This is a genomic window from Arthrobacter sp. 01T428 (assembly GCF_056398685.1).
In genome coordinates this window covers 54,546-66,920 of the sequence record NZ_JBFTPW010000001.1, presented here as the reverse complement: position 1 = coordinate 66,920, position 12,375 = coordinate 54,546, and the positions used below count along the sequence as shown (strand labels likewise).

The window sequence follows — 12,375 nt, the reverse complement described above, 5'->3', positions numbered from 1 at the left end:
CTAGGCATTGGTTGCAGCTGCTCCGAGCCTATGCCAGCACCCCCCGGCGCGGAATAGTCAGGTGCACACCCCGACTCCCCCGACTTAGTGCGAATGACCAGTGCGGGGATATCCTTTTTGGCATGGCAATGTCAATCGCCGCGCTCGTCGCCGTCCCCTCCCTTCGGCTCCGCAAAGCCGGCCTCGCGGAAACCACCTGGAACGAAGATATCCGCTGGGTGGCCGTGACCGAGCAGGAGGATCCCCAGCGCTTCCTCAACGGCGGCGAGTTGATCCTGACGACCGGGCTCCGGCTCAACGGGGCCGCTGAACAACGCCGCTTTGTGCGCCAGGTCCAGCGCGCGGGAGCAGTCGGCATCGGTTTCGGCACCGGGCTGACCCACGAAGCCGTGCCCCCCGCCCTCGTTGCGGAAGCGAACCGCTGGGGGCTGCCCCTCGTGGAAGTCCCGTACGAGACCCCGTTCATTGCCATCGGCAAACTCGTGGCCGATTCCCAATCCGCCGACCACTACTCCAAGCTGGAGCGCCTTATCGCCGGCCACCAGATCCTGGCCCGGGCCCTGCTGACCGGTGGCGGGCTCGGGGAATTGCTCAAGCAATTGGGCAGCATGCTCCGGTCCGACATCGCACTCACCCAGTTCAGCGCGCAGCTCTACAACAGCGTGGCCGGCAACCACGCGCCGACGGCCGACGACTGGGCATCCTTCCCCATCCCGACAGGCCGCCGCGACGCCTGCACCCTCTGGATCAAGCAACCCTTCGGCGACACCGGGATTGTCAGTTATGCGCAGAACCTGATCAGCGTGGAACTCAACAACATGGTCAAGCAGCGCCAGAGCCAGCGGGCCTTGGCGGGCCAGGTGCTGGACGATGTCATCCACGGAACCCTGGACACCGTCGAGGGCGCCCGCCGCCTGGCCGGCGTCGGAATCAACAGCACCCGCAAGAACGTGGTGCTCCTGGTGGTCTCCGCCGCCCACCACAAACAGCTCAGCAGCACATCGCTGCCGCAGTCGCTCGACGGCGGGGTGACCGCCGTCGTCGGGAAGGACCTGGTGACGGTAGTGCCCGACGACGGCAGTTCCGCGAGCGCGCTCGCCAAGGACCTCAGCGATCACCTGTTGGAAGCGGGAATCCACGCAGTGATCGGGATCGGCGGCGCGTACACCAAGCCGAACGGCGTGCGCTGGAGCTATTTCGAAGCGCGCGACGCCGTGGCGCACGGTTTACCGGTCAACGAACCTGAGCGGCTCAGCCTGACCTCTCTGTTGCTGGCGAGCGAGGACGTGCCGTTGGCGGACATGGCCAGCGAAGCGCTCACTCCCCTTCGCAAGTTCGACGCCACGCACGGCTCCGAGCTCGTCTCGACCCTTGAGAGCTACCTCAACCACAACGGCTCGGTGGCCGCCGTCGCCGAAGCCCTGACTTTGCACCGCAATACGGTGCGCTACCGCTTGGCGCAAATCACCGACCTCACCGGCTACGACCCCGCCCAGACGCCGGACCGCGTGCAGCTGTGGCTTGCCCTCGCGGTGCAGCGGCTGGGTGCCCGCAACCCGCGCTAAGGTCCCCTGCCGCCGTCGGCCAGCCCCGCCGCCGTCGGCCCAACTAGCTCGCATTTGTTGTCGTTTTCGGGGCTGAAAACGCCATTAAGTGCGAGTCAGTTGGGCTCCTGCGCAGCGTGGAGAGATTCACCACAAAACTTCCCAGATCAAACGTCAAACGTCTAACCTTTAAGCATGACCTCGACTCACCCGACTCCCCACGCAACGGAAGCAACAACTGTGCCCACCAGCGGCGGTACGGTGGCGCCGAAATCCCGGGTGGTCGCCGTCGTCGGGATCGTCGCCGTCATCCTGATCGGCCTGAACCTGCGCGCCGGCATCACCAGCGCGGCGGCGCTGTTCCACGATTTGCAGGCGTTCCTCGGCTACGGGGCGCTCGTCGCGTCGATTCTTCCGTCGATCCCCTTGCTGTGCTTCGCCGTGGCAGGGCTGGGAACCTCGTGGCTGTCGCGCCGGATCGGCGTCGAGAAGTCCATCCTCGTTGCGCTGGCCATGCTGGCCGCCGGACTCCTCGTCCGCAGCATCCCCGCGACCGGCGCCCTCCTCGCCGGGACCGTGCTGGCGATGTCCGGCCTGGCGGTGTGCAACGTGGCCATGCCGTCGTACATCCGCGAGCACTATGCAAGCAAGACGTCCATGATGACCGGCCTCTACACCTTCACGATGTCCGCAGGTGCCACCTTCGCGGCAGCGGTCAGCGTCCCCTTGGCCCAACAGCTGGGCTCGCCCTCGATGGGCCTGGCCGCATGGGGACTCCTTGGCGTCGCCGCACTTCTTGGCTTCCTCCCGATGGTCCTCCACACCCATCGCACTTCACGGAAGGCCAGCCAGGAGCACGTGTCGATGTGGCCCCTCCTGCGCACCCGGCTGGGATTCCTCATCACTTCCATCTTCACGTTGCAGGCCCTCCTGGCGTATGCCGTGATGAGCTGGTTTGCCTACATCCTGACGAGCCAAGGACTGAGCGCTTCCGAGAGCGGCCTCCAGTTCGGGCTCATGCAGCTGGTTTCGGTGGCAGCGGGCATGATCCTGCTGGCCATCGGCTCGCGGCCCGGCATGATGCGCCCCGCCCTGTACCTGGGTAGCGGGACCACCCTCCTGGCAATCCCCGCAATGCTGTTGCTCCCGACGTCGTTCGCCGCGGTTCCCGCCGTGATGTTCGGTTTCGGGCTGGGCATCTTCCCCCTGGTCCTGGTGATCATCAGCCGCAGCGGGCGTACGACGGCGGAGACCACCGCCATGTCCACCGTCGCCCAGTCCGTGGGGTACTTGATTGCGGCTTTGGGTCCGTTCGGCATGGGCCTGCTCCATAGCGCCACCGGTGCTTGGACGCTCCCCTTGGCGCTCCTTGCCGCGGTTGCCCTGGCCCTCATGGTCACCTGCCACCAGTTGACCAGCAAGCGGACGCCGATCAAGGCCGGGCCAAGGCCTGTCGCATGAGCCTCACACCTTCGCACCGGCCCGTCCTGGCCGATGAGGTCACCCGCCAGCTGCGCGGCATGATCCAGTCCGGGGAGTGGCCCCTGCAGGAGAAGATTCCGGCCGAGCCGGAACTCATGGCCTCGCTCGGAGTCTCGCGCGGGACGCTCCGCGAAGCCATCAAAGCTTTGGCGCACAGCGGCATGTTGGAGGTTCGCCGCGGCGACGGAACCTATGTCCGGGCCACCAGCGAGATCTCCGGCGCGGCCCAACGAATGTACAAGGAACACACGCAGGAGCACGTGGTCGAGGTCCGGGTGGGGCTGGACACCCAGGCCGCCCGACTGGCCACGAAGCACGCCACGGCCGAGGACATCGCCGCAATGCGCGCCCTCCTCCAAGTACGCCACGACGCATGGCTCGCGGCCGACTACCCCGCGTGGGCCCGGGCGGACTGGGATTTCCACGAACGGGTGGCCCTGGCTTCGGGCAACCCGCTGCTGCACCAGTTGTATGTGTCTTTCGGCGGGGTCTTCCACGACGACCTCCTGCGCCAACAGCGCAAGGCCGGCTTCAACGGCATCCCCCACGAGGGCCATGACGAGCTCGCCGACGCCATCGAGGCACGCGACGAGGCCGCCGCCGTCGCGAGCGTTTACCGCAACCTGGACTTCGCCGCGGAATGGCTCACGCACTGACCCTCGCTCACACATGGCTGGTTTTTCCCCGACGCTCGCTCACATCTATCGCGGTTTTGACGGACGCCCGCTCACATCATGTGAGCGGGCGTCTCTAGGAAACACCCCAAAGGTGAGCGGGGGTTTCACGAAAAGCCGTCATAGCTGAGCGAGCGTCCGCAGTGGCCCGGGCATCTAGGCCGGAGCGGCGCTCACCAGCTCGACGCCGGCATGAGCCGCCTCGCGGAAGAGTGCGTCGATGAGCACTACGCTGCGGCCGGCACGATGCAGCAGGCTTGCGGCGACGCTGGCCCGGTAGCCGGAAGTGCAATGCACCCAGATCCTTGAGTCCGGCAGTTCGTCCAGCCGAAGCAAAAGCTCGTGCAGCGGAACATTCACGGCCCCGAGCACATGGGAGGCGGAAAATTCCTCGGTTCGGCGCACGTCCAGAACTGTTTCACCGGAAGCCCGGTCCCGCTCCAGCCCCGCCCAGTCGGTGATCGGATATTGCACCAAAGCAGTGGCTGGTGCAAGAGCCCCAGGATCGTCGCCGACAGCTGCATCCGGGGAGTCGATTCCGATCCTCGCGAGGTCGCGGATTGCCTTTTCGACGTCGTCATGGGCACCTAGCAGGGTCAGCGGCTGGTTCCACGGCAGGACCCAACCGAGGTAGCTCGTGAAGCTCGAGCCTGTCCCGTATTCAAAGGCCACACTGCCGCGCAGGTGGCTCGCGGCGAATGCGACCCGGTTGCGCAGGTCCACCACCCATTCCCCTGCCTCGAGCCTGCGCTCCAGTTCCGCGGACTCCACCGATTCCGGGACTTCCAGCAACGCGGGCCCCGGGCCTAAGGCGTTGAGCGGGCTCATGTGCGCGTAGTAGCTCGGGTAGGCCGTGATATTCGCCAGGAGGTGCCGGACAAAATGGTCTTCGTCCGGGTCGGTGAGCGCATGGTTGGTGGCGGCCTGCTCTCCGATTGTCGATGCGGCGATCCTGCTCGCGGGACCGATGGAGCAGAACGAACCGAAGCCATGGGTGGGATACAGGATCGCGTCGGTTGCTGCCTCAGCCACGAGCCGCCGGACCGAGGCGTATTGGTCATGCGCCAGCCCGGCGGTGTCATCCGGGCCAATCAAATCGGTCCGGCCCACCGAACCGTACAGCAGGCTGCCACCGGAGAACACCGCTTGCCGGACGCCCGCCCCTGGATCGGGGTCCGAAACAATATAGGCCAGATGCGTGTGCGTATGGCCTGGCGTGGCCACCGGTTTGACGGAAAGCCTACCTACAGCGAACGCCTGCCCCGGAACAATCGGTTCATGTTGGAAAGCCACCTTGTCCGCGGCATTCACCAAGTAGCGGGCGTCGTGATCACGGGCAAGGATGAGGCCACCCGTGAGGTAGTCGTTGTGGAGGTGGGTCTCAGCGACATGCGTGATGGCCACTCCCGCAGCACGAGCTGCTGTTTCGACGCGGTCGGTATCGCGCTGGGGGTCGATCACGAGCGCCACAGTGCCGTCATGAACGAGGTAGCTGCGGTCCCCCAGTGGGGTCGTTTCGACGACGACGACGTCCATGCGGAGAGTCTAACCCCGATAAAGAACAACGCGGGGTCACTTAACGCCCATTCCGATGCCCCGGATGGGCGCTAAGTGACCCCGCGTTGCTTGGGCCCCAGTTGTAGAACTAGACCTGTGCAGCCACGCCGTCGCGGGAAATGTCCACCATGTCCTCACGCGGCACAACCTTGATGCGTTCGCGCTTGACCTCGACGCCGTGCGACGTGCCGGCCTCGGAAGCGGCGGCACCCAACGCGAGCTCGTGGGCGTCGAGGGCCAGCCAACCTTCCCAGCTGGTGAACTTTACGCCGCGCGCGTCCAGGAGCTCGACGACGGCGTCCGCCTCGGGAACGGCGGCCAGCGGCAGGTTTTCGCGGTCTTCCAAGAGGTACGTGACCGTCTCCAGTGCGTCACCCTTGGTGTGGCCAATGAGCCCGATGGGTCCACGCTTGATCCATCCCGTTGCGTACAAGCCCGGAACGTGCTCGCCGGAAGCGTCCAGGACACGGCCGCCGTCGTTCGCAACGACCCCGCGGCGGTGGTCGAACTCGACGTCCGGCAGCGCGGAACCGAAGTAGCCGATGGCGCGGTATACGGCCTGGACCGGGTAGTCGACGATCTCGCCGGTACCGCGCGCGTTGCCGGTTCCGTCCAGTTCGGTGCGCTCGAACTTGATCGCGGCTACCTTGCCGGGAGTCTCCGCGGAGTCCACGATCTCCACCGGGCTGTGCAGGAAGTGCAGGTGCAGCCGGCGGGAGGCCTTGAGCTCGGAAAGGTCCTCGGGCTGCTCGGCGATCCAGTTGGTGAGGGTGCCTACCATGGTCTTGGTCTGGTTGTTCGTCTGGATCTGGCGGTCAGACTCGTCGTCGAACTCGAAGTCCTCGGCGTAGAGGATGATGTCCACGTCCTTGGAGTGGGACAATTCGCGGAGCTCCAGCGGGGTGAACTTCACCTGTGCCGGACCGCGACGGCCGAAGACGTGGACATCGGTGACCGGGGAAGCCTTGAGGCCGGCATAGACGTTGTCCGGAATTTCGGTGACCAGGAGGTCGTCGGCGTGCTTGGAGAGGACACGGGCCACGTCCAGTGCGACGTTGCCGTTGCCGAGCACGGCCACGGATGTGGCCTCAAGCGGCCATTCGCGGGAAACGTCGGGGTGGCCGTCATACCAGGAGACGAAGTCGGCGCCGCCGAAGGAACCTTCCAGCTCGATGCCCGGGATGTTCAGGTCCGCGTCCTTGATGGCGCCGGTGGCGAAGATGACGGCGTCGTAGTGCGTGCGCAGGTCTTCGATGGAGATGTCAGTGCCGTAGTCGACGTTGCCGAAGAAGCGGATGTCGCCGCGGTCCAGGACCTTGTGCAGGGCGTTCACGATGCCCTTGATGCGGGGGTGGTCCGGGGCAACGCCATAGCGGATCAGGCCGTAGGGGGCCGGGTAGCGGTCGAAGAGGTCGATGCTGACCGTCAGCTCGCCGCTCTTGACGGCCTCGCTCTTGGTCAGGATGTCAGCTGCGTAGACGCCGGCCGGGCCGGAGCCGACGACGGCGACGCGCAGCGGACGTGCGGCGGTTCCTACGGTGGTGCTAGATGACACGGCTGTGTTCCTTTTCAGTGTGCAACGGGGCTAAGGGGTAACGACGCGGGGCTTGTTGGGGGTCAGGGTGCTGTAGTCAGCGGTCTTGAAATGTTCGGGGGCAAACGGGCTGACACGCACCACATCGCCGATCACAATCACTGCGGGATTTGCGACGCCGGCGGCCTCGGCTTGATCGGCAATCGTCGCCAAAGTGCCGATCGTGACGCGCTGTTCGGGCATGTAGCCGTTCTCTACGATACCTACCGGCGTGTCCAAGGGCATTCCGGAGTCCGCGAGGGCAGCGGCGGATTCGCGGAGTTTGGCTACACCCATGAGCAGGATCACGGTGTGGTCGGGGCGGGCCGGGACCTCGGACAGTTCCTCGTGGCCGGTCACCACGCTGAAACCCTTTGCGAGTCCACGGTGCGTCACGGGAATGCCCGCTGCGGCCGGCACTGAGATCGCCGAGGTCACACCGGGAACCACTTCTACCTCGACGCCGTTCTGCCGGCAGAATTCGGCTTCCTCGCCGCCGCGGCCCAGGACGTAGGGGTCGCCGCCTTTGAGCCGCACCACACAGTGGCCGGCCAGGGCTTCCTTCACCAGGATCCGGTTGATCTCCAGTTGCGGCACGGGGTGGTGGCCGGGGGTCTTGCCGACCTCGATCACGCGGACGTCCGGAGCAAGTTCCTGCAGCAAGTCGCGCGGTCCGAGGCGGTCCGCGACGACGACGTCGGCCTGGCCCAGGAGGCGACGACCGCGGACAGTGATAAGTCCCGAGTCACCGGGACCGCCACCCACGAGCGCGACGCTTCCGGTGGACGCACGACGACGGCGGAGCGGGAGGTCTCCCGTTTCCAGCGCGGTGGCAACTGCGTCGCGCAGGGCCATGGCGCGGCGAGGGTCTCCCCCGGCGTTGATGGCGATCTTCACGTCGTCGACGACGGCGACGGCGGGCGTCCAGGCTGCCGAGGATTCGTGGTCCGAGGCGTTGACGCACCAGATGCGCTGCGCCTCGGCGTCGGCTGCTACCTGGGCGTCCACAGCGGGAACGCCGGTGGCCGTCTGGACGAACCAGACGCCGTCGACGTCGGAGGAAAGGTAAGTGCGCGGCTCCCAGGTGAGCAGGCCGGAGGCTGCGAGTTCGCGGAGCGCGTCAGAGGCAACGGGAGCCACCACGGTCACCCGGGCGCCGGCGTCGAGCAGTCCCTTGGCGCGTCGGGCAGCCACGGGTCCGCCGCCCACCACCAGCACCGGGCGGCCAAGCAGCCGCAGGGCTGTGGGGTAGATGTCCTGTATTGCCATGAAAAAACTGTAGGGCCGGGCCGTAACATGCTTCAAAGGTCCGGAAACACCAGTTCACGCTAGGTAACCCGGCGTCACATTACGCCTGCGGGGTGGGTGCCTCCCAGCCGATCGCGGGAGCGACGTATTTGGCGATGTTGCCCAGCAGCTTGGCGTTGTATTCCACCCCGAGCTGGTTGGGTACCGTGACGAGCACCGTGTCAGCAGCCTGGACTGCGGCGTCCTGCGCCAGATCCTCGGCCAAGGCATCGGGCGCGCCGACGTAGCTCTTGCCGAACCGCGACAACGCACCGTCGAGCATGCCCACTTGGTCCCGGTTTTCCACCTGGGCGCGGAGCCCGAAATAGTGTTCGTCCTCGGCGTCGACCACGGGAATGATGCTGCGGCTGACCGAGACCCGCGGCTCAAAACCGTGTCCGGCTGCGGCCCAGGCCTCCCGGAACATGCTGATCTGTTCGGCCTGGAGCTGGTCGAAGGGAACCCCGGTGTCCTCGGTGAGCAACGTGGAACTCATGAGGTTCATGCCTTGTTCCGCGGCCCACACGGCGGTTTTGCGGGTGCCGGCGCCCCACCAGATGCGTCGCGGCAGCCCGGACGACGTCGGCTGGATCGGCAGGAGCCCGCGTCCGCCGCCCATGAAGGAGGGATCGGCTTCGGCCACTCCGTGGCCCGCGATCGCGTGCCGGAATACGGCGGTGTGGCGGCGGGCCATCGCGGAGTCGTCCTCACCCTCGGCAGGCGCATAGCCAAAGTACCGGGCGCCGTGCAGGGCCGGCTCGGGCGAACCACGGCTGATGCCCAATTGGAGCCTGCCTTGGCTGATGAGGTCCGTGGCCGCGGCTTCTTCTGCCATGTACAGCGGGCTTTCGTAGCGCATGTCGATCACGCCCGTGCCCATCTCGATCCGGCTGGTTCGGGCCGCGATGGCCGCCAACAAGGGGAACGGCGAGGCCTGCTGGCGCGCGAAGTGGTGCACCCGGAAGAAGGCGCCGTTGATGCCGAGTTCCTCCGCCGCAACCGCTAGGTCGATTCCTTGGAGCAAGGCGTCGCCGGCCGATGGAGTGCGCGAGCCTTGGACTGGACCCCAATGGCCGAAGGAAAGAAAACCGATTCGTTTCATGCCCGCGTCAACCACGGGACAAGCCGGGGAATTCCTTAGCGCGTGTTAGCGCGTGCTCCCCGTGAGTTAGCGCGTGCTGCCCGCGAGCAGGCCGCGGCGCAGCAGGAGGCGGCGCTCAATCGGCGCGAACACGACAAGCTCGATCAGGATGCCCACAAACAGGATCGCCAGGATCGCGGACATGACCGTGGCCATATCGGACAAGGTGCGGCCCTGGTCCAGGAGCGAACCGAGTCCGAAGCCGATGGTGCCGCCCACCGCGATGATTTCGGCGGCCATGAGTGAACGCCAGGAGAAAGCCCAGCCCTGCTTGAGGCCGCCGAGGTAGCCCGGAAGGGCCGCCGGCAGGACGATCTGCAGGGCCATCTGTAGTCGCGAGGCCCCGAGGACCTTGCCGACGCTCCGGTATTGCGGCGGGATCTGGTCCACGCCGGAAATCAGCCCGTTGATGATGGACGGGATGGCACCCATCAGGACGACGAAGTACACGGTGCCGTCCGAGAGCCCGAACCAAATGATTGCCGCTGGAACCCACGCCACCGACGGGAGGACCTGGAGCCCTGAAATGAGGGGCCCAAAGGCGCGGCGCAGCGGCTGCACCTGTGCGAGGAGCAGGCCCACCGGGGTGGCGACGGCGACGCTGATGAGGAAGCCGATCACGCCGCGCTGAAGGGAGGTCCAGACGGCTTCCTGGGCTTTGCCTTCGGCCCAGAGGGAACCGAACTGGCTCAGGACGTCGAGCGGTCCGGGAACCTGGTCGCGGCGCTTGAAACCGAGGGAGACATAGAACTGCCACGCCAGGATGAGGACCAGAAGTGCCGCAATCGGGAGGATGATCCGGGTCCAGTCGATGCGCGCCTTGCGGTGGGCATCCGACTGCAGCTTGTCCAGTCCGGCCTCGAGGTCACGGAGTTCGTCCGGGTTTCCCTTCAGGGACGGCGAGGTGATGTGGCGGGACTGTGGAGCTTGCTCGGCGGTGTCTCCTTCGGCAAGCCGGGTCTCTTGTTCAATTGGCATGGCGGCGGATCTCCTCGCGCAGGCGGCGGGTAATGGTTCCAGTCAGTTCCCCGGCACGGCCGGCGTCGGTCCGGTGTTCCTCAGTGACGTTCCACTCGGCCACGACCCGCCCCGGACGGGAGGACAGCAGCAGGACCCGCTGGCCGAGCCTGACGGCTTCGCGCACGTTGTGCGTCACGAACACGATGGTGCGGCCCGTTTCCTTCCAGATCCGCTCAAGCTCATCGTGCAGAAGGTCGCGCGTGATGGCGTCGAGGGCAGCGAACGGTTCGTCCATGAGCAACAACTGCCGGTCCTGGGCCAAGGCGCGGGCGAGTGCGACGCGTTGCCGCATGCCGCCGGAGAGTTCGTGCGGGCGTTTGTCCCCCGCGCCACCCAAATGGACGAGGTCCAACAGCTCGCCTGCGCGGGCAGCACGCGACGCCTTGCTCTGGCTGCCGGACTTGTCGGCGAGCTTCAGCGCGAGTTCGATGTTGCCGCGAGCAGTGAGCCACGGGAACAGCGCCGAATCCTGGAACATGAAGGCGGCGCCGTCGCTGGGCACCTCCAAAGCGCCCGACGTCGGCTGGTCCAGCCCCGCGAGGATGTTCAGCAGGGTGGATTTGCCGCAGCCGGACGCACCGAGCAGGGCGACGAACTCGCCTTGCTGGATGGTGGCGTTGACGTCGTCCAGCACCGGGGCGCCGTCGCCGAAGCGTTTACCCAGGTGTTCCAGTACGACTGGCATGGTCCCGTCCTTCGTTCGTTGCTTGTTGTTTCCCAACTAGCTCGCAGTTGTTGTCGTTATGAGCCGTCAAAACGACAACTAATGCGAGTCAGTTGGGCCGGTCGGTTCAGTCTTGGCCCAGTCCTGCGGCCGAGGTCTTCTGCCCGGTCACGCTGTTGAGGGCGCGGAGGTCGAAGATGCCGTTGATGTCGGCCGGCTTGGTGATGCCGGCGTCGACGCCGTCCTGGAGGAGTTTCTTGTAGGTCCCGGCGAGCGGGTCCACGGTGAAGGTGATGTTCTTCAGGGAGCGGTCGATGACGTCGGCCGGCAGCGTGCTGCCCGCGGTCGCCTTCAGCGCGGCGTTGATCGCGGTGGCCTTGTCGGCCGCCGAAGCGCTGTTGAGCCAGTTGACGGAGGCTTCGTGGCCCTGGAGCAATGCGGTCACGGTCTGCGGGTGTTCGGCGGCGAACTTCTTGCTGACGATCAGGATCGTGGTGGGGAACTGGCCCTTATCCCAGAGGTCCTTCTCATCCACCAGGACCTTGCCGCCGGCCTGGAGCACCAGACGCGAGGCCCACGGCTCAGGCAACCACGCGCCGTCGAGCTTTCCGTCTTGGAAGAGCTTGAGGGTCTGGGCGTTGTCCGTCGGGTTGATGGCGACGTCGCCGCCGCCGTTCGGGTTGGTCTTCAGGCCCTGCTTGCCCAGCCAGGCGCGCAGTGCCACGTCCTGGGTGCCGCCGAGCTGCGGGGAGGCCAGGGTCTTGCCCTTGAGGTCCGCGGCAGCGTTGATGCCTGGCTTGACTACCAGCTGCGCGCCGCCGGAGGCTGCGCCCGCGATGATGCTGATGGACGCGCCCTTGCTCTGGACGAAGGAGTTGATGGCCGGGTTCGGGCCAAGGTAGGCGGCGTCGATCGCGCCGGCGTTCAGGGCCTCAACCGCGGCGGGCCCTGCGTTGAAGATCTGGGTGGTGAGCTTGGTGCTGCCCAGCTTGCCGGCGATGATGCCCTTGCTCACGCCGACGAGTGCGGGGGCGTGGGTGACGTTGCCGAAGTAGCCCAGCTTGAGTTCCGCGGCGGGCGTCGTTGCAGCCGCGGCCTGGGTTTCGTTGTTCTTCGCGACAACCGATGCGACGGCGGCGCCGGCACCGATCAGCAGGACGAGCCCGACGGCGATGCCGATCTCGAGCGTGCGGCGGCGCTTGGGTTTGCTGGTTTCGCCGGCGACGATGCGCGTGGTTCCCGGGTTCGAGCCGGGCGGCGTGGGTTCTGGGGTGTTTGACATGGGGAAATCCTTGGGATGCGTTGCGGAAGGGGCAGAGCGTGTATCAGGCCCTGCGACATCGCCCCGAACGGGCGGGCAAGGACCAATCCGATGAGGTCATGGATTCACCATAGGGACTGTCATATTTGCCGTTCAACGACCCGGAAACCCG

General features: G+C 66.3%; 10 protein-coding genes. 3 read left to right on the top strand and 7 right to left on the bottom strand.

Features of this window, described 5'->3' with window-relative positions:
• Positions 1-122 precede the first annotated feature (122 nt).
• The 3 genes from AC1DJB_RS00285 (at position 123) to AC1DJB_RS00275 (ending at position 3,682) form a co-directional block, all read left to right on the top strand.
• Complete coding sequence (locus AC1DJB_RS00285) at positions 123-1,565, top strand: PucR family transcriptional regulator (RefSeq protein WP_441432628.1); 1,443 nt, start codon at positions 123-125, stop codon at positions 1,563-1,565.
• Positions 1,566-1,739: 174 nt separating this feature from the next.
• Positions 1,740-3,005, top strand: a complete 1,266-nt coding sequence (locus tag AC1DJB_RS00280; RefSeq protein WP_306959038.1) for an MFS transporter — start codon at positions 1,740-1,742, stop codon at positions 3,003-3,005.
• A complete protein-coding gene (locus AC1DJB_RS00275; protein WP_307052450.1) occupies positions 3,002-3,682 on the top strand; it encodes a FadR/GntR family transcriptional regulator in 681 nt (226 codons plus the stop codon). Before AC1DJB_RS00280 ends, AC1DJB_RS00275 begins: the two co-directional genes overlap by 4 nt.
• 174 nt (positions 3,683-3,856) lie before the next feature.
• Here AC1DJB_RS00275 and AC1DJB_RS00270 read toward each other — a convergent pair whose 3' ends face one another.
• The 7 genes from AC1DJB_RS00270 to AC1DJB_RS00240 all read right to left on the bottom strand — a co-directional run bounded on the left by AC1DJB_RS00270 (position 3,857) and on the right by AC1DJB_RS00240 (position 12,224).
• Complete coding sequence (locus tag AC1DJB_RS00270; protein WP_441432629.1) at positions 3,857-5,236, bottom strand: MBL fold metallo-hydrolase; 1,380 nt, start codon at positions 5,234-5,236, stop codon at positions 3,857-3,859.
• 109 nt (positions 5,237-5,345) lie between these two features.
• A complete protein-coding gene (locus tag AC1DJB_RS00265) occupies positions 5,346-6,812 on the bottom strand; it encodes an FAD-dependent oxidoreductase (RefSeq protein ID WP_332602756.1) in 1,467 nt (488 codons plus the stop codon).
• Between the two features lie 30 nt (positions 6,813-6,842).
• Positions 6,843-8,099, bottom strand: a complete 1,257-nt coding sequence (cobA, locus tag AC1DJB_RS00260) for a uroporphyrinogen-III C-methyltransferase (protein ID WP_441432630.1) — start codon at positions 8,097-8,099, stop codon at positions 6,843-6,845.
• 79 nt (positions 8,100-8,178) lie between these two features.
• Positions 8,179-9,219, bottom strand: coding sequence for an LLM class flavin-dependent oxidoreductase (locus AC1DJB_RS00255; protein ID WP_476909828.1), 1,041 nt, complete (start codon positions 9,217-9,219; stop codon positions 8,179-8,181).
• A gap of 66 nt (positions 9,220-9,285) precedes the next feature.
• Complete coding sequence (locus AC1DJB_RS00250; protein WP_084784265.1) at positions 9,286-10,236, bottom strand: ABC transporter permease; 951 nt, start codon at positions 10,234-10,236, stop codon at positions 9,286-9,288.
• Positions 10,226-10,963, bottom strand: coding sequence for an ABC transporter ATP-binding protein (locus AC1DJB_RS00245; RefSeq protein WP_307053605.1), 738 nt, complete (start codon positions 10,961-10,963; stop codon positions 10,226-10,228). The genes AC1DJB_RS00250 and AC1DJB_RS00245 overlap by 11 nt, the downstream gene beginning before the upstream one ends.
• Positions 10,964-11,069: 106 nt before the next feature.
• On the bottom strand, positions 11,070-12,224 hold the full coding sequence (locus tag AC1DJB_RS00240) for an ABC transporter substrate-binding protein (RefSeq protein ID WP_307053606.1): 1,155 nt from the start codon (positions 12,222-12,224) through the stop codon (positions 11,070-11,072).
• Between the last annotated feature and the right edge of the window lie 151 nt (positions 12,225-12,375).

Excerpts from the sequence above, each read along its gene's own strand:
- AC1DJB_RS00285 (WP_441432628.1), top strand. The coding sequence starts at position 123 with ATGGCAATGTCAATCGCCGCGCTCGTCGCCGTCCCCTCCCTTCGGCTC.
- AC1DJB_RS00280 (WP_306959038.1), top strand. The coding sequence starts at position 1,740 with ATGACCTCGACTCACCCGACTCCCCACGCAACGGAAGCAACAACTGTG.
- AC1DJB_RS00275 (WP_307052450.1), top strand. The coding sequence starts at position 3,002 with ATGAGCCTCACACCTTCGCACCGGCCCGTCCTGGCCGATGAGGTCACC.
- AC1DJB_RS00270 (WP_441432629.1), bottom strand. The coding sequence starts at position 5,236 with ATGGACGTCGTCGTCGTCGAAACGACCCCACTGGGGGACCGCAGCTAC.
- cobA (WP_441432630.1), bottom strand. The coding sequence starts at position 8,099 with ATGGCAATACAGGACATCTACCCCACAGCCCTGCGGCTGCTTGGCCGC.
- AC1DJB_RS00255 (WP_476909828.1), bottom strand. The coding sequence starts at position 9,219 with ATGAAACGAATCGGTTTTCTTTCCTTCGGCCATTGGGGTCCAGTCCAA.
- AC1DJB_RS00250 (WP_084784265.1), bottom strand. The coding sequence starts at position 10,236 with ATGCCAATTGAACAAGAGACCCGGCTTGCCGAAGGAGACACCGCCGAG.
- AC1DJB_RS00245 (WP_307053605.1), bottom strand. The coding sequence starts at position 10,963 with ATGCCAGTCGTACTGGAACACCTGGGTAAACGCTTCGGCGACGGCGCC.
- AC1DJB_RS00240 (WP_307053606.1), bottom strand. The coding sequence starts at position 12,224 with ATGTCAAACACCCCAGAACCCACGCCGCCCGGCTCGAACCCGGGAACC.